The 16,160-nt window shown below is 52.7% G+C and carries 12 protein-coding genes; 5 read left to right on the top strand and 7 right to left on the bottom strand.

Features of this window, described 5'->3' with window-relative positions:
• Window positions 1–39: 39 nt before the first annotated feature.
• Window positions 40–207 (bottom strand): 50S ribosomal protein L34, encoded by a 168-nt coding sequence (rpmH, locus tag F7231_RS00735; protein ID WP_085410512.1) that lies wholly within the window; start codon window positions 205–207, stop codon window positions 40–42.
• A 226-nt stretch (window positions 208–433) separates the two neighbouring features.
• Here rpmH and pyk point away from each other — a divergent pair, with 226 nt between their 5' ends.
• The 3 genes from pyk to F7231_RS27555 all read left to right on the top strand — a co-directional run bounded on the left by pyk (window position 434) and on the right by F7231_RS27555 (window position 2,529).
• Window positions 434–1,873, top strand: coding sequence for a pyruvate kinase (gene pyk, locus F7231_RS00730; RefSeq protein WP_085410513.1), 1,440 nt, complete (start codon window positions 434–436; stop codon window positions 1,871–1,873).
• Between the two features lie 224 nt (window positions 1,874–2,097).
• Complete coding sequence (locus F7231_RS00725) at window positions 2,098–2,241, top strand: hypothetical protein (protein ID WP_166690558.1); 144 nt, start codon at window positions 2,098–2,100, stop codon at window positions 2,239–2,241.
• 162 nt (window positions 2,242–2,403) lie between these two features.
• Window positions 2,404–2,529, top strand: coding sequence for a hypothetical protein (locus F7231_RS27555; RefSeq protein ID WP_262889632.1), 126 nt, complete (start codon window positions 2,404–2,406; stop codon window positions 2,527–2,529).
• A gap of 184 nt (window positions 2,530–2,713) precedes the next feature.
• Here the strand turns inward: F7231_RS27555 and F7231_RS00720 are convergent, their stop codons facing one another.
• The 3 genes from F7231_RS00720 to F7231_RS00710 form a co-directional block, all read right to left on the bottom strand.
• Window positions 2,714–3,829: an acyltransferase family protein gene (locus F7231_RS00720; RefSeq protein ID WP_166690557.1), complete on the bottom strand. Its 1,116-nt coding sequence runs from the start codon at window positions 3,827–3,829 to the stop codon at window positions 2,714–2,716.
• Window positions 3,830–3,934: 105 nt separating this feature from the next.
• Window positions 3,935–5,440 carry a DUF1593 domain-containing protein gene (locus F7231_RS00715; protein ID WP_166690556.1) on the bottom strand — a complete coding sequence of 502 codons (1,506 nt, stop codon included), beginning with the start codon at window positions 5,438–5,440 and terminating at the stop codon, window positions 3,935–3,937.
• A gap of 21 nt (window positions 5,441–5,461) precedes the next feature.
• Entirely contained in the window at window positions 5,462–6,925 is a 1,464-nt protein-coding gene (locus F7231_RS00710; protein ID WP_166690555.1) for a DUF1593 domain-containing protein, read from the bottom strand.
• A 531-nt stretch (window positions 6,926–7,456) separates the two neighbouring features.
• Here F7231_RS00710 and F7231_RS00705 point away from each other — a divergent pair.
• A complete protein-coding gene (locus tag F7231_RS00705) occupies window positions 7,457–9,055 on the top strand; it encodes a vanadium-dependent haloperoxidase (RefSeq protein ID WP_166690554.1) in 1,599 nt (532 codons plus the stop codon).
• Window positions 9,056–9,158: 103 nt separating this feature from the next.
• Here the strand turns inward: F7231_RS00705 and F7231_RS00700 are convergent, their stop codons facing one another.
• The 3 genes from F7231_RS00700 to F7231_RS00690 form a co-directional block, all read right to left on the bottom strand.
• Window positions 9,159–12,773, bottom strand: coding sequence for an alpha-L-rhamnosidase (locus F7231_RS00700; RefSeq protein WP_166690553.1), 3,615 nt, complete (start codon window positions 12,771–12,773; stop codon window positions 9,159–9,161).
• 290 nt (window positions 12,774–13,063) lie between these two features.
• On the bottom strand, window positions 13,064–13,981 hold the full coding sequence (locus F7231_RS00695; RefSeq protein ID WP_166690552.1) for a TlpA family protein disulfide reductase: 918 nt from the start codon (window positions 13,979–13,981) through the stop codon (window positions 13,064–13,066).
• Between the two features lie 610 nt (window positions 13,982–14,591).
• Window positions 14,592–15,539: a hypothetical protein gene (locus F7231_RS00690; protein ID WP_166690551.1), complete on the bottom strand. Its 948-nt coding sequence runs from the start codon at window positions 15,537–15,539 to the stop codon at window positions 14,592–14,594.
• 329 nt (window positions 15,540–15,868) lie between these two features.
• Here F7231_RS00690 and F7231_RS00685 point away from each other — a divergent pair, with 329 nt between their 5' ends.
• Window positions 15,869–16,099 carry an FGGY family carbohydrate kinase gene (locus F7231_RS00685; RefSeq protein ID WP_166690550.1) on the top strand — a complete coding sequence of 77 codons (231 nt, stop codon included), beginning with the start codon at window positions 15,869–15,871 and terminating at the stop codon, window positions 16,097–16,099.
• Window positions 16,100–16,160: the final 61 nt, after the last annotated feature.

Here is a 16,160-nt window from a genome sequence, read left to right as displayed (position 1 = left end):
TCAGTGCGGCTTTTTTAATGACGGGATAAGAGTCAGGCATTACAGTTTAAACCGAACGCCTTTTTTCTCGTCAGAAACGGTCAGTTTCCAACGACCTTTGGCCCGGCGACGAGCAATTACATTCTGCCCGTTAGGCGTTGACATCCGCTCACGGAATCCGTGTTTGTTCCGACGCTTGCGGTTCGACGGTTGGTAGGTTCTTTTCATTGTATACTTGTGACTAAAATGCCTGTTCCTGAATTGAGTCCGCAAAATTAACAGAATCATTTGTAACGACAAAGAAGTTTGTAGTTTGTTGTCTGTGGTTTGTAGTTGCGCTACTCAACTCAGGTACGTTATATAGCAACGCAACCACAAACCACAGACAACAAACCACAAACTATCCTATTTTTGCACCCGATACCTCCTGCTTCAGTTATTCTTCAGTTACCCCATGTTCAAAAGAACCAAGATTGTTGCCACCGTTGGCCCTGCCTCAGAAACCAAAGAACAGTTACTGGCATTGGCCCACGCGGGTGTCAACGTGTTCCGGCTAAATTTTTCACACGGTACGCACGAAGATCACCTTCAACGCCTGAATCTCATCCGCGAAATCAACGCTGAATACAACATGAACCTGTGTATCCTCCAGGATCTGCAAGGACCCAAAATTCGGATTGGGGCCGTTGAAGACCCTAAAAACGGGGTTCAGATCATTGCCGGTCAGCAGCTCGTGTTCACCAACGAAGAAATGATCGGAACGGCTAACCGCGTAAGCACTCCCTACAAAGGCATGTACCGCGATGTTCGCCCTGGTGAGCGTATCCTGCTCGACGATGGCAAACTGGAAGTAAAAGTAGTTGGTGTCGACGGCACCGACGTGGTTACCGAAGTGGTTTACGGCGGCCCGATGAAGTCGAAAAAAGGCGTCAACCTGCCCAACACGAAAGTGTCGATGCCATCGGTTACCGATAAAGACTGGGCTGACCTCGACTTTGGTTTAGAACATGACGTGGAATGGATTGCCCTCTCGTTTGTACGGGAAGCGCAGGAAATTCTGGAAATTAAAGACTATATCGCCTCAAAAGGTAAACTAGCCCGTGTAGTAGCGAAGATCGAAAAACCCGAAGCCATCGTTAACATCGACGCCATTATTGAAGCAACCGACGCGATCATGGTGGCCCGCGGTGACCTTGGCGTTGAACTACCCGCTGAAGAAGTACCGATGATTCAGAAAATGCTGGTCGAGAAGTGTAACCGCGCCGCCAAACCGGTAATTGTGGCTACGCAGATGCTCGAAAGTATGATCGACGCACCTCGCCCAACCCGCGCTGAAATCAACGATGTAGCCAACTCAGTAATGGACGGTGCTGATGCCGTGATGCTCTCGGCCGAAACGGCGTCGGGTAGCTACCCTATTCTGGCGGTTGAAAACATGTCGGCTACGATCCGCAACGTAGAAGCCAACACCGACAAGATTTACTACCGGCACCACGCGCAGGTGAATGATCACCCAAGCGAGAACGTGCTGAACGACAACGTTGTGATGAGCGCCTGCCGCCTAGCCCGTGATACCAATGCCAAAGCGGTAATCGGTATTACGACCTCAGGCTATACAGCCGTTCGTCTGTCGCACCACCGCCCCAAAGCGTCGATCTATGTATTCTCGCCCGATGCTCGCCTTCGCAACGTACTGGGCTTGTACTGGGGCGTTCAGGTAATTCCGTTCGAGCCTGATACGCAGATCACGGTTGACCAAACGGTTGAAGCCATCAAGCAGACACTGATTGCCCGTGGTTCGCTGGAATCGGGTGATATTTTTGTGAATACGCTGAGCATGCCACTGTCGCAACAGCGAAAAACCAACACGGTTAAGCTTAGCGTAGTGGATTAATTTACAGCGTTATACTGTATAGAAGGCGAGTCAGCAGCAGCTGACTCGCCTTTTTTGTTGGTGCGATGCCTCAAATCAAGTTCATGTTCCTACTCGTTAATCCTATTTCGACAACAAGTAGTATTGATCAAATAATTTGGCTACATATTGTAAAATCTTTATTTATTTTTCTTATTTTCTCATTCGTCCATACGGCTTTTTGGCAAACACCCTTTCCGGTTGACATGCTGGCATTCGCCCGGTCTATTGCTTACAAAAAAAACTTTGCCGAAGCCGATCGGCTTCTCTCCCGATTCACGTCGACCAAGAACGAGGTGAATGCATTACGTCTTCACGCTCAGGTTCTTTATTGGATGAAAGAAAATTAACGGGCTGATGCTGTATTTCAGAAAGCAATAGCCCTGTATCCGGACATCCATGTAATTAAGCTGGATTACGGACGGATGCTATTCGAAATAAGCAAACCTGATAGGGACGAGACGGTACTCAACGATTACCTACGCCACGATAACCAGCATACCGAGGCTACTATGCTGCTTACGTACCTTAATCTGTGGCAGGGAAATGGGCAGGCGGCCCGCGACCGGAGTAGCAAGCTGTTGCGCTGGTATCCCGATAACGTTCAGATTCAGGAATTGGCCGAAACGGTTCATTAACAAACCGGCCTTGCAGCGCGAGTAGAAAGCCATAGTTTTCTACCATAACGGTAGCGATAAGACCACGACCTACAAAACGCTGGACTGGACCTTTCGTACTGACAGTGCCGTTGTGGCCGCCGTGAAGCGATCTACGGCAAGCTGTACCACCCGAAGAACCAACCCTTTTTAAGGATTGGCCCGGCTACCTGTGCCCCGCAGGCTGTGGCACAATGACCGGAACGCTGCCGTAATCAGCGTATTTTTTTAATCGTAAGAATGGTAACTCAATCAGCTGGTACGACCCCCAGGCTGTAATTAGTAAAACAATGGCGCTTTCAGCCAGTAAGAGCACCGGTCTGTATGACACCATTCGGGCGGGCAGGTGTGAATGAATGGCCGACTCGACAACGTTCGACCGTAGTAATCGCGGTATAAAGTTATGGTAGATGTATAGTCCGTAGCTGATTCGGCCAGTGAACTGTAACACCGGGTTCGTTAACAATAACCCTAGTGCCGTTCTGGTCGGCCCCACTTGTTGCGTGCTGTACGTAATCAACCACAATGCTAGCACCGCAATACAGGTTCGCCTTGGTATGGCCACCGATGTATTAGCAGCTATGAACACACCGTATATAAGCAGGCAGCCAATAGCAGCAAGCGTGAGCCACTTGTAGAAATTCGGCATCAACTCGGGCCTGGACAGGGTTACCCACGCCAGTAGCGCGCCCAACCCGAAACAGTCGAAGCAGGTGACCGTCAGCAGGTCATACAGGGGGTATTGCCGCAGCATAAACTGACTGACGACCCCCAGGCCAATGAAAAGCAGAATGACACGCAGGGTATAGCGTCTGCCTACGTACAGCATCAACCAGGGCCAGATCAGATAGAATTGCTCTTCAACAGCCAGCGACCATAAATGAGAGAGCATACCGTCCCAGCCCTGCCTGGCATAAAAATAAAAGTTAGCGGTATAGGTGGCGAAATACCAGAACGACGAGCGGATACTGGTGTTGGTGTTATCGCCAAGGGCCAGCAGCAATAGAATAGTCAGGTAGTAGGCCGGAAAAATTCGTAGTGCCCGGCGGATGTAGAAGCTTCTCAGGATAGCAGCCGCCTGTAAACCGCTGACAGCCATTTTCTCTTTCTGCTGCAGCAGTATGCGGGTAATCAGGAATCCACTCAGCACAAAAAACGTATCAAGCCCGACAGCGCCCAGTCCCAGCCGTTGCACTACCGCCAGCGCACCAAACCAGTGGCTGGCGATAACCAGTAAAACAGCAACACCTCTGACGGCATCTAATTGCTTGAAATAGGTCATTAGTACTGTTGCATTTACTGAACCCGGCTTAGCGCACAATCCGATAAACTTATCGCTTACCGGTGGTTATGCCAAACCAAACAGCCACAACCAGTGCCCGCAGGTCTAGTAGACCGTCGCAATTACACGCTGGTAACGCGTTAGTGAGGGGGTTCCGGCATCGGTTACTTCCAGAATCAGGTGCATGGTTTGGCCGCTAGTTGCGTCGGCGGGTATGGTAAGCGAGGCCTTCGGCTGATTGGGTTGACTGATAACTACCGCTGCCGGGTACGTGCCTGCTTCTGTATATGGCCACCACCGATACGTCAGTTTGTCGTTGTCGGGGTCGGTAGCCGAGCCACTGAGCGTGATGGTCTGGCCTGCTTTTACCCGCAGGTCGCGCGCGTGGTTGAGCTTCACCACCGGCGCATGGTTGGCTTCTCTGTAGGACTTGACACACCAGTCGGCGCGGGCGGCAAAGTCGTTCTGCAAGACCGGTATCCAGCGTGTCTGGGGATATGCGGCGTCCTGTTTTTTGGTATACGGGTCATAATCGGTTACGGTTTTGCCATCTTCCCAGCGGTACGGGTTCGCTTTCGACTGCACCATGCGCCCGCCCCAGCCGCCATACGACACGTTTTCCAGACTCCGCAGGCCCACGTCGATCAGGTAAAAGTAGGCGGGGGAATCGCCTTCCGAGATAAAATCATACTGGCTCAGGTTGTACTTTTTAGCCTCGGCCGGGTCGCCATGCGTGTGTTCGGGGTCGCCGGCCAGTTGCTGTCCATCGCCCCAGAGGTAATACGACGACAGTAACGGACCATGCCCAAACTTAATGTACTTAGCAAACCAGTCTCCTTTTAGGTACGTCTGCAATTCGGTTGGCACCACGCGGGGCCACAGGTACGCGAAACTCCAGAACTGATCGGAATTATACAGCACCCTGATCTTCGGCCAGTTCGGGGCAACGTATTTCCGGTATGTAGCGTCCTGGTCGAGTACGGCGTAGATAACGGCTTTGTCGGCTACTTTTTTCTGGATGGCAGCCCACTGTGGCGTGTGTTTATACTGGTCTTCAATAGACTTCAGGGCCCGCGCTACGGTGTTGGTGCCCCCCCATATTTGCAGATAAACCGGGCTGGGGTCGTTATCGAGCAGGACGTTTTTGATAAAATCAGAGCCTTCGGTATCCTGACTCATCTCGCCTTCAAAATCGATGTTACCTACCCGCACCAGACTTTTCAGGTACGTTGGTGTGGGGTAGCCGCTGGCGTGCTTTATGAGGTTTGGGTAAACCTGAGCGTACTTATCGATATACGTGTCCATCCAGGTGGTGCCGGGCCAGCGCAGGTCGGTTCGTTCGCCGTAGCGCTCGGCTGTGTTGGCCATTTCGGAGGTAAACTTCGTGCCCTTTCCGTCACCCTTGTAATGCCACTGCGAACTGCTGTAAACGAGGCCAACGAGTGTAAATTCGTTGCTGTAGAGGAGCATACGGATAAATGTATCGACATCGTCGACTTCACCATCGGTTGTTACGATGGTGCGGGCTTTGGCAGGGCTCCCTTTTTTCTGAGCAACCCCAGACTGATCCAGCAGCGCAAGCAGGCATATCAATGTCAAAAGTAATTTCATAGATATAGGCGGAAACAGAGCTTATTTGGGCATTACCTGCACGATGACCCGTCTGTAGCGGGTCAGGGCGGGGGTGCCTTTGTCGGTTACTTTTAGGATGAAATGAATGGTCTGCGGCTGTGTTACCACGGGTGCCGTTACGGGTAGGTCATACAGGTTCGCCGCGTAAGGCCGAAAGCTGATGCGCCCTGGGTACGTACCTGCCTCAGGATACTGAAACCAAAGATAACTCATCGAATCGCCATCAGGGTCGGTAGTACCGGCCGCGTTTAAATGAAACAGCTCACCCGAACGAACCGTGAGGTGGTCGGGATGGACCAGAGCGGGGCGGGGCGGATGGTTGGCGTTGGCATACGACCGGGTGCACCAGTCCATACGGGCGGCAAAATCGTTCTGAAAATCGGTGCGCCAGCGCCAGATTGTTGCCATGACACTTTTTGCGCCGGGCAAATCACCAGCTTCCATGTATGATTTTCGGGGTAGCGCATCGCTGAATACCGAATCGGCAGCGTTGGTCCAGATGGGGCGCGTTTCTGGCTCATCGACCGGAAAATCGGGACGGGCAAACCGACCGCGAGGCGGCAGCGTGGTGGGTTGGTACAGCGTATAGCGTCCGCCCCAACCACCATAATCCGGGTGTTCAGGTACGTTCAGGCCGTTAGGCACCAGACCCAGGAAAGCGGGCGTGTCGCCCTCCATGCCGTAGGCTACATCGGGGTACAGCGCACCCATAGGGCCATGCCCCTGCTGAATATGGGTAGCCAGCCACGCGTTACTGATCACCTCGGCATGCGTACCCGCATCGGTGGTATTGATGCCGCGCCAGGTAGCCTGGTCGTAACCATAGCCGGGACTAACGACAAAGAAGACATCCGGAAATGTTTTCCGGATCCAGGGGCCCGAATCGTCCTGATCAGAGATGGTATAAACCCGCAGTTTGCGGTATAGCCTCCTGGCCTGCTCGGGGGTACGTGTCTTTTTTAGTTTCCAGAGCGCCTGCGCCAGCGTGTTCGGCCCGCCCCAAACCGACACCCACAAGGGGCGCTCGTCGGGTTTTTCCAGCACCCTGATAATCCAGTCGGACCCTTCTGAATCGTGGCCTTCTCCTACGCCGCCCATTCCGTATACAGGCAGCCCTTTTTTGATCAGGCCCATGAGCGATTGGGCTGTTGGAAAACCGGGTTCGTGTTTCAGCAGATTGGGCTGAACGACACCATACGCCGCCACAATTGCCCGGACGGTTTCGGGCGCTACCCGCGTTTTTTGGTGGATTGATGTGGTGGCTATCAGGCCCTCTATCGACCACTGGTTGGCGTAGGTCAGAAAGCGAATCAACGATTGTGAGTCGTCGGGGTCGGCTTCAATGTCGGTCAGCACCAGCACGCGCGGTTGGTCAGGTACGTTCGTCTTTTGTTGCGCTGCAAGCGAGAGTGGCGACAACAACGCTAGTAGGCACAGGCAATGTTTGATGTATCTGTAGCTCATAGTAGTGGGCTAAGGTTTTAGCTAGCTGGTGCGATGGCACTTGCGCAGCAGGCCCTTGACAAAGCCCGTACAAACGCCCTTGACCGGAATTATCACCGCACTATGTAGCTACCTGCTCTCATTAGTCATAGTGGGTATACTTTTCTGGCACTGAACACTGCATCGATTTTATCCGAGGTACTTAGCAGGTGCAGCAGTTTATTGATCAGTGACACCCGGCGGCGCTGACGACCAGACCACACCTACTCATAAAGCGCCTGAGCGCTTAGGTATACCGAGACGCTAGCCAGACAGCTTGCAACCCTTACTACTGCCCAACAGCTTGCCACGAAATCGAACTGAGCAACAACTGATTTGCCCAGCCGACTAACTATTGAGCCGTAATTGGCGCACCTAGATAGCGTACTAATGCCTTCTATCTGTAAAGCGTGTTTGTACGCAGGAGAAGCAGTGATTATCACCTTGTTAATGAGTTACTTACGGCGGAGCTTTGATCTACTTCTTCCACACCTATTTAATTTCACATATTGTATGAATGACGTTGTTCTAAACTGGAACCTGGTGGCTCTGGACGCTAACCGCGAAAGCCACACGAACGAAAAAGGGGAACAGACCGGCCCTACGCTCAGCTCACGGGCGCTGGCGATTGTCCATTTGGCTATGCATGATGCCTATGCAGCCATTCTAAACCTTCCTACCTGGCCGACCTATCTGCCAGTCGCCAGTATCCCTGGCGCGCCAACAGCCTCAACAGCGCCAGAATTAGCGATTGCCGGTGCCGCTTTCACGGCCCTGAACGCCTTGTTTCCTTCGCAGAAAGACTATTTCGCGCAACAGCTCCACTTGCTGGGTGGCCGAAAGGAGTCAGAGGAACACCAGTATGGCGAGAAGGTGGCAAAGGCCATGTTACAGGATCGCAAGTTCGACCCTGGTGCCAACGCAGGCAATTATGTACCCCCAGCCCGTCGGAACGCGCATCAGGTTGACCCAGACAATCCAAATCAGGGATTTCACGGGCCTTTGTATGGCGCAGGTTCCAAAGGCTTCGCCATTACCGCCCGCCACGAACTTGCTACGCCGCCTAACGATAATGCGGTGTATAGAGCGGCCCTGAAACAGGTACGTTACAAAGGCATAAAACCAGCGCTGAGTGGTACGCTGCCAAGCCAGTCAACGGTTTCCCCCACTTCGCTGAACATCCCCAAACGAACAGCCGACGAGACCATCATTGGTCTTTTTTGGGGCTACGATGGTGCCATTGACCTTGGTACACCGCCCCGGCTCTACAATCAGATCATTCGAAAAATCGCCATCGCCAGGACTAATTCACTAGCCGATAATCTTCAGCTATTTACACTCGTGAATGTGGCCATGGCTGATGCGGGCATTCTGGCCTGGGACCAGAAGTATATCCACGAATTTTGCCGGCCAGTAATCGGTATCCGCACCTACGACGCATCGAGCGATCCGGATGGCACCACATCTACTAATCCGATCAACCGATCGGCCGACCCCTTCTGGCTCCCGTTGGGTGCACCCTCATCCAACTCCGCCAATCGGGTTACCGTGATGGTGCCGCAGAAGTCTTTCCCCTTCGCCGTTACGCAAACAGCCCAAACAAAAAACTTCACGCCTAATTTTCCGGCTTATCCATCGGGCCACGCCACGTTTGGGGCCGCCGCTTTTCACATGACCCGGCTATTTTATGGTTCGGCCAATGGGGGCGTAGATCTTCCCGCTACGCCAAATGCCGGTAATAACACCACACCGGACACGTTGATAGATCAGGCAGCCGCTGGCATGAACAACACCCCTTTTTACTTTGTCTCGGAAGAGATGAACAACAAGACGCAGACCAACGAAGGCGAGGTACGGCCCCTGCACAGGCGTCGGTTCAACAGTTTGTGGGATATGATTATTGAAAACGGAATCAGCCGCGTTTATCTGGGCGTGCATTGGGTGTTCGACGCCTTTAACATCGACGACAGCGATCCGTTTACGCCTGTTTTCAGTAATGACCCAACTCAGCGGATCGGAGGTATTCCTCTGGGGCTGACGATTGCCGAAGATATTTTCAGACACCGGAATGGCAGCGGTCTCCGGCGATCAACTGTTGGCCCACGCAGCTGAACTCAGGTTTCATTCAGGTACGTATCGGGCATAAACCAGATCAGCCACCGCACAACGTTGACGTTGTAGGGTGGCTGATCTTATTTATCAGGAAACTAGTTGATTAGTCGCTGATGGTAAACGAGTAGCTGCCCGAACCAAGTGGAATGATAACCTGTCCGTTGGCCTGGCTTACGCCGTTCCATTGCGTGATTGGCTGGCCGTTTTCGCGAATCTGATCGAGGCGTTGGGCGGGCAGGTACAGGGTGGTTGTAGTGTTGGGAGGCAAGGTTGTTTTGTACAGCCATTTCGCTCCCTCCCATCTCCACTCGCTGCTGATCCGGCCATACACCGAATCGTAATACCCCTTGGCAAACGTCATTTTCTTTGCTGGGTCGGGCGTGGGCTTCAGCACAATCGCCTTGAAACCAGCCTGCTCGGAGTGCCGCTGAATACCCAGCGACTGGTTGTACATCCAGGATGCCACTGCCCCAAATGAGTAGTGGTTGAACGAGTTCATGCTGTTGTTGCCGCCAAACCCATTCTCGACGGTGTACGAATTCAGGCGTTCCCAGATCGACGTAGCTCCGTTGACTACCGAATACAGCCACGACGGATAGGTCTGCTGTTGCAGGAGCCGGTAAGCCGTTGCCGACTGGCCGTTTTCGGAGAGGGCATCGGTGATCGAAGCGGTACCAATAAAACCGGTCATCAGGGAATAGGCCGGGCGCTCAACGCCCTGGTCATCCTTGTTCGGCCGCTCCACCGACGCGTTCAGATGCCGGGTGGCAAACGGTTTGTTCTCATCGTTGAATACCCCCAGCGCCAAGGGTATGGCATATGACGCCTGGGTATCTATTAGTTGCCCTTTGTCAGTTTTCTGCGCCAGTTGCTGCTCATTCGGCGCGCCCATGAAGCCCGTCACGACACCCGATTTGATGGTTTTGCGGGTCGTTTTATCGACATAGATGTCATTCCAGGTCGCCTTCAACTCGGTGTGCCGCTTTAGGAACTGTGCCGCCTCGTCGGGTTTGTTCAAAACGCGGGCTACGTTGCTCATGATACTCAGATCATAGGCGTAATAGGCCATCCAGAATAACGTGTTGTCGTTTTTGTTGCCTTCAGGGCTCAGCCAGTCACCCAGTGGTCCTTCGTTAAGGATACCAGTTTTGGGGTCGATTTTGGTTTCCAGAAACTGCATGTAGCGTTTCATGGCGTCGTAGTGTTCGGCAAGCAGCGCAACGTCGCCGTACTGACGATACGTTTCCCAGGCCACCACAATACCGGCGCTTCCCCAGAGGGTGCCGCCAAACCCGCCACCCATCGGAGCCACATCGGGGAAACGACCATTTTCGGCCTGTACATCGCGCATGGCCAGCAGGTGTCGGCGCAGAAACAGATCGGCATTGGTCAGGTACGTTGCACTCCGCGAAAACACTGAAATGTCGCCGCTCCATCCCATGCGTTCATTGCGGGCAGGCGTATCGGTCGGAATAGACAGGAAATTACTGCGCAGCGACCAGGTAATGTTCTGCCACAGCTTGTTCACCAATGCATTCGACGTTTCGTACTGTGACGAAAGCGCCGATATAGAACTGATAACTTGGCCCTTTACGTCGGCAACCGGCACTGCTTTATCAAGCCCGGTTAGCTCCAGATAGCGGTAACCGTGAAAGGTGAAGCGGGGTTGTATGGTTTCGTCACCGCCTTTCAGGGTGTAGCTATCCTGCGTGAGTGCCGCCCGGATATTCTCCATCATCACCATGCCCGTATTTGCTGTATACTCGGGCAAGTTCGGGTATTTCACCTCGGCATAGCGCAGGGTAACGACTTGTCCTTTCCGGCCGTTTTTGATCCGAATCTGCGGAAAACCCACCATGTTCTGACCCATGTCGTAGACAAACACGCCCGGCCTGACCGCCGCTACGCTCAGCGCAGGCATGGTTTTCACCAGACTGGCATTATCGCCCATCTGCCCAACAAGTTGCTGGCCGCCATAACGCATCGATGTTGTACGGCCCTGGAAATCGGTAAACGTGCCCTGGTAAGCGGTACCTTCAAGGGGCACATCGACCGCCGGTTTCCAGGCAGCATCAGTATAGGCCGGGGTCGCCCAATTGGCAATTGACGCCTCTTTCGTGGCTTCGTACACTTCACCCTGGAAAAACGAGCCGTACCGCACCGGCCCATCGGTGAAGAGTTTCCAGGTGGCTGGATTCGAGGTAACGACTTGCTCAGTGCCGTCGGCGTAGGTGATTACCAGCTTGCTTAGCAATGACTGCCGATCGCCGAAATAATTCCAGCTTTCACCGCTATAGGTGATGTTACCGCTCCACCAGCCTTCGCTTAGCCACGCCCCCATTGCGTTTTTTTGGCCCGATTTCACCGCCGCCGTTACGTCGTAGGTCTGGTACATGTGATGTTTGTTGTACTGGGTCAGGCCGGGGTTGAAGTAGTCATTGCTCACCCGGTTGCCATTCAGATACAGCTCGTAGATCCCCCGTGCGGTGGCGTAGAGCCGGGCTTTGGCAATCGGTTTGGCCTGAGCCGTAAACGTGGTACGCAGCATAGGCGCAGCATTTCGGCTCGGGTCGGCCGTCACCAGTGCGCCGCCCCTGACCGTATACCGCCCCTGCTCGACGGTTAGGTTACTGGCTTTAAAGATGCCCGTATATGGTTTCTGATTCAGGTTTTCGATGAACAACGGATTGGAGGGAAAACGAAAATTTCGGATCGTCACCGCCGAGAAATGAGCCAGTTGACCGGTGGGTACCCGAAAGCCGATATCAGCCACCATCGGGAAACTGATGTAGTTATTGCCGCTGCCAACCGGGTTGAGGTTGAACCCTGCGGGCGCAAAAGGAGAGCGTGGGCCAGCCGTTTTATCAGTGAGCTTGCCCGTGTCGTCCTGTTTATCCACAAAAAACTCGAACAGCCCAAAATTGCAGTGGGCGAATACCGTATGCGGCTCGTATTTATTGGCATTGTTGATGAGTGTCTGCGGAATGTCGAAGCTCTTGAGCGGCACCTCGGCGTTATCGGTTTGGGTATAGCCAACCCGGTAGATATGGAGTTTGGCCAAGCCGCCCGGCGCGTCGCTGACCGATGAGATATCCAGCTCGAAGGCGACGTAGCTTTGGTTGCGGCCGACCTGAACGCCCATGAGGTTCAGGTTCTTGTTCTGCAACCGCCGGTCATTCGCCCCCAACACAAACGCCGCCTTCGTTGATTGGCTGGCCCGATCGAGCTGAACGCTAAACTGGCATTTGAAGACCGACAGGTACTGCGAATAAAAAACCAGATCATCATCGCCACCCCCGATCCATCTGGCACCCGACCAAGCCGACAGATCGGGGTTCATGAGGCCGGTTTCAAACCACGACGAATTAGTAACTGACTTACCCGTATTGTCCCAAACCGTTACGGTCCAGGTGTAGCGGGTGGTTGGCTGAAGGGCGCTCCCCGCGTAGTCGATGCCGTGCGAGCGGTCGGAGTCTACTTTTTTCGAATCCCAGACAAGTCGATTTCCGGCGTCCTTCACCACCAACTGATACGCTTTCTGGTAGTAGCCCCGCCGGTTATCGAGCGCCTTCATCTGCCACGAAAAGTGCGGCGTGGTCTGATCGGTCCCCAGCGGCGTTTTCTGGTAATCGACCGCCAGGTTATCGATAGCGACGTTGGCAAAAGCGGTAGTGAAACAGGCGAAGAGCAGCAAAAGCGGCAGGTACAAACTTTTCATGAGGGTAAGAGTCGCGTTACGGATCGGGTGAAGAAAAGCACAAGCAAGCAGGCATTCTTTTGTTGAATTGCCCTTGCAAAGCACTATAATTTCACGCAAATGTACTAGAGGCTATTTTGCCGAACACGGGTTTAGCTAGCCGCTACCTTCGAGTCAGGTACGCATCGCACGGTTCCGTTTGCTAACGCGGACGGTAACCTGTAGTGAGTCCCGCCGGGATCACTCTTTAGACAGCCACCACGAAAGTAGCCGCGTTTACGGATGGTTTTAGCCAGCAGAATGGCTCTATCCTACTTTGCCTTCACCCGTAGCTGAGAAAGAAGCGTTACGATGTTATGCCCGGCCACATCAGTGAATAGCACCCGCCCCGCTGGGTCGATGACTACTGTTCTCGGGAAGCTTCTTACCTGATAGGTGCTTAATAACTTGTTACCAGCATCAGCCATGAGTTGAGGCCATCCAATCTGCTCCCTGGCTACATATGCTCTTACTCTTTCAGGCGTATCATCTCCTACGACACCAATAAATTCAATGTCGTCCCGGCTTGTTTTTGTGTATGCTTCTTTCAGATAGCGCATCTCGGCCAGACAGGGAGCACACCAGGTCCCCCAAAAATCCAGTAGGACATATTTACCCCGATAATCGGTCAGCGACAGCGTCTGACCACTTATCAATTCGGTATCTGTAAAGACAGGAGCCAGATAATCTTTCTGGGTGGAATACAACGTTTCGTCTGAAGGCATCTTTTTCAGCTGGATCACCTGCCTGGCCAGGTCAATACCAGTATACTGATAAACTACCTTATCGATCGTGATATATTCACCTTGCTTACTCATCAGGCGTGTCGGAATTTTATTGGTAGAACTAAATGCAATCTGTTTAACCGCAAGGCTGTCAGTCAGATTGATACTAGTTGACGGCTGAAAAGCAAGGTGAGTAAATCCAGCCGACACGACAGCGATTGAATCAGTCCGATTCCCGGTAGTGAAGAAGGCCAGTGCATAAGATGGGAACGTACACATGATGCCGTCACCACCGAGCCAGACCGACAGATTTGCTGTCGCTTTCACAACCTCTCTTTGCAGATAACGCTCATACTGAACAGGGCGGGTATTTGATGGAAGCGGCTGGGAATGGGTAGCTCTGGATAAAGGCTCGATGGGTTGCTCGTCGGTGAAGTCCAGGTTGTTATTGGTATCAATCAGCACGAGTCGCTTTCCGGCCTCATCCAGCCCCGTGGCTACATACACAAAGCTTCGGATAGCCTGGGTGGTCAGCTTACTCGTGTCTGGCGTCCAAAGCCAGCTTGTCTACAACTGGTTGTATATAGAGTCAGAAATGTTCCCCGCCATAGCATGCTGATAGACATGTTGGTAAGGATCTATTCGCAAATAGCCTACCTGTGTTCGTTGCCAGCCTACCGGAAAACCCTTCAGCGTGTAATGCGTTTTAGACCATTCGTCGACTTGATTTGCATCCTGCCAAAGGGGACTTATGTAACTCGGGAAAAATGGTCCATACCCGTCCACAAGCTTGAAAGGAACGTCAATGGTGTTTGTCTGACCACTTACTACCTGCGCAATCAGGAGCAAACAACAGAGAAAATTCACTTTACATATTGAAGAAATCATCAGCCAGTCCTTTTTTGACAATGTATTTGACAATGTAATAGTTACGCCAACACCAGCGATCAGGGTGAGCCGCGTATATACTCGTTTGAGGGTCTGGTGCGGCCGGGAGCCCATATTCGTATCGACCAAAGGGGTGCATGCAGGACGTCAGTACACTGAACCCTATTCAATTAGCAGTCACAGGAGACTATCTGTCTGCTGGCCTCGAAATCGTATTACCGGCAGACCCTACGTCGGCCAGTTGAAGTTTATCGCCCAGAACGGATATGTCCTGGATCTGGATACGGCGATTATTCAGGATAAACGAGTCGCCAACTTTATACTCGTTCGTTCGTGGCCATGACTGGGTTGTTGTTTCCTCGGTTTGTCTGATTTCTACCGTGGTGGCCTGCGCATTATATGGCAACCCAGCCGTGCCGCTTTTCACGGTAAAATACACGCGCTGACCGCCCAGAATCGTCGTTCCTTTCCGGTATTCGTGGGCCAGTAACGAGAGATGAAACTGATTTTGAACCGGGTCCTGGTACGTCCAGCCAGAGTTGTAGGGATTGGGCTTGACCCAGGCGGTTCGCGGCACAACCCGTCGCCCATCAAATGCCTCCAACTGCACCTGAACAGCGGGCAGCGTATCACACACTGCGTTAATCGCGTTGGTATAGTGACCCTTCTCGTTGATCGGAATGGGTACGGCCATAGGGTACGTTAACACTCGATCGTCGCTAAAATCGCAGTTACTGTTAGCGTCTACGATGACCACCCTATGCCCCTGCCTATCGGTGCCGACCAGCGTGTTGATGCGATGACGAATGGGCGTTGGACTCAGCCCGACGGTATCACGTCCAAGGTTGGCTCTGTTCTTTTTCCACTCCTCGGCCGTGACTTTCCCCTGCTGATACGCCTCGAACTGCGACTGTCCCCGAACCGTATTGGCATACCGAATCACTTTCTCGACCAGGTAGTCGGGAATTCCTTTGAAACCAGCAAAATCGGTAGTCTGGTTTGTCCCCACCTGACTATACGCCTTGATCAGGTACGTATCAACCGGCTCGAGCGGCACGGTAACCGCAGGTGATTGCGCCAGCAGTTGACAGGGAAGCAACAGTAGGCCGAGGCAGTCAATAAAGCGAGATTTCATAGCAGATTCAGTTCAGGTAACTATAGAGTAGCAATCAAAGTACGCCGGACCAACGTCCCATCAATCAGACCGTTAATGAGTCAGAATGGTTGGAAAAGCGCAAAATTCCGGTTGACTACTTTCTACGTATACACTTCATGGATGCATAGCCGGTAAACATAGCATACCTTCTTTTTCGGCTTACATCCGGCATCGATGCTAACGGATGCACCAGGATGTATACGCCCATCGGTAGATCACTCCGTTAATATCCAGTTTGAAGGCTGTATCATAGGCCCGGAAAACGCTTTCCGTTCCTGAGGCGTCGCCTTTGTATACTCCTTGATCCTATGTCCCTTACTCCCCTGCTTGTTGGCGTCGATGTTGGCACCACGAATTTGAAAGTCCTTGCCATTGACCCCGACACAATGGAGCTTGTGGCGCATGCCGCCCGGCCCGTGGAAACAAACGTACCCAGGCCGGGCTACGCTGAACAGAACCCGGATTATCTGCGCAATCAGGATAGGAAATTCAGCTTACACGTTGAGAAAATCATTAGCCGGTCCTTTTTAAAGATGTAGCAGTTACGTCGTCGACACCTGCGGTTAAGGCGAGTCGTGTACATCAAAAATCTGTACTCAT

The organism is Fibrivirga algicola (genome assembly GCF_011742925.1).
GTDB lineage: Bacteria > Bacteroidota > Bacteroidia > Cytophagales > Spirosomataceae > Fibrella > Fibrella algicola.
This window is presented reverse-complemented; position numbering and strand designations above follow the sequence as displayed.

What these genes read in the sequence shown, in the direction of transcription:
- F7231_RS00700 (WP_166690553.1), bottom strand. Translation starts at nt 12,773, where the DNA reads ATGAAAAGTTTGTACCTGCCGCTTTTGCTGCTCTTCGCCTGTTTCACT.
- F7231_RS00725 (WP_166690558.1), top strand. Translation starts at nt 2,098, where the DNA reads ATGCTGGCATTCGCCCGGTCTATTGCTTACAAAAAAAACTTTGCCGAA.
- pyk (WP_085410513.1), top strand. Translation starts at nt 434, where the DNA reads ATGTTCAAAAGAACCAAGATTGTTGCCACCGTTGGCCCTGCCTCAGAA.
- F7231_RS00710 (WP_166690555.1), bottom strand. Translation starts at nt 6,925, where the DNA reads ATGAGCTACAGATACATCAAACATTGCCTGTGCCTACTAGCGTTGTTG.
- F7231_RS27555 (WP_262889632.1), top strand. Translation starts at nt 2,404, where the DNA reads ATGCTGCTTACGTACCTTAATCTGTGGCAGGGAAATGGGCAGGCGGCC.
- F7231_RS00705 (WP_166690554.1), top strand. Translation starts at nt 7,457, where the DNA reads ATGAATGACGTTGTTCTAAACTGGAACCTGGTGGCTCTGGACGCTAAC.
- F7231_RS00720 (WP_166690557.1), bottom strand. Translation starts at nt 3,829, where the DNA reads ATGACCTATTTCAAGCAATTAGATGCCGTCAGAGGTGTTGCTGTTTTA.
- F7231_RS00685 (WP_166690550.1), top strand. Translation starts at nt 15,869, where the DNA reads ATGTCCCTTACTCCCCTGCTTGTTGGCGTCGATGTTGGCACCACGAAT.
- F7231_RS00690 (WP_166690551.1), bottom strand. Translation starts at nt 15,539, where the DNA reads ATGAAATCTCGCTTTATTGACTGCCTCGGCCTACTGTTGCTTCCCTGT.
- F7231_RS00715 (WP_166690556.1), bottom strand. Translation starts at nt 5,440, where the DNA reads ATGAAATTACTTTTGACATTGATATGCCTGCTTGCGCTGCTGGATCAG.
- rpmH (WP_085410512.1), bottom strand. Translation starts at nt 207, where the DNA reads ATGAAAAGAACCTACCAACCGTCGAACCGCAAGCGTCGGAACAAACAC.